The organism is Chryseobacterium sp. LAM-KRS1, from assembly GCF_013184525.1.
Classification (GTDB): Bacteria; Bacteroidota; Bacteroidia; order Flavobacteriales; family Weeksellaceae; genus Chryseobacterium; species Chryseobacterium proteolyticum.
Genome location: NZ_JAAOIZ010000021.1, coordinates 1 through 686, shown reverse-complemented (window position 1 = coordinate 686; position 686 = coordinate 1). Strand labels below are relative to the sequence as shown.

Here is a 686-nt window from a genome sequence, read left to right as displayed (position 1 = left end):
AATACGGAACCGAAAAGCCTTTCATCACTCTTTAAAATAACGGACTGGTTGTAATAGTTCTTATCAACAAGATCATCACTCTCAAAGAAATATCTCTGGATAGGAGTAAGAACGCTGGATCCTGTAACTGCAGACTGATCTATCAATACAACATCAGTGGTCATATAACGAGCCAGCTCTTCTAATACAGGATATTGTAAGATATGTTCTACCTTCAGACTATAACCACGCTGGCGAAGTCTGGATACGATCTGGATGGATTTGATGGAGTCTCCTCCTAAATTATAATAGTTATCGCGGATACTGATAGGACTGTGTTTTAAGACCTGCTCACAGACTTCTACTAAAACTTTCTCTTCTCCTGTTGCCGGTGCCACATATTCACTCTTGATCAGATCTTCTGAACTAACAGCTGGAAGGCTTTTTCTATCTATTTTCCCGTTACTGGTAAGCGGAATACTCTCTAATTCCACATAAAAACCGGGAAGCATATACGCAGGTAATTTGTTTTCTAAATAATGAGACAGTTTCTGCTTGTCAATGACGGAATCACTTACATAATACACCACTAAACTCTTGTCACCTTCGTGATCCTTAACATCGGTAACTGCGTGCTTTATAGCATCGCTGTAGGATAAAACCTGGCTGTCGATCTCTCCCAGTTCTATTCTGTGACCACGGATCTT

Annotated in this window: 1 protein-coding gene; it reads right to left on the bottom strand. The window is 40.2% G+C overall.

Annotated elements, in window-relative coordinates; translation table 11 throughout:
* Window positions 1–686 (bottom strand): phosphopantetheine-binding protein (locus tag G9C87_RS21025; protein WP_185157287.1); only part of this gene is annotated, 686 nt, incomplete at both ends.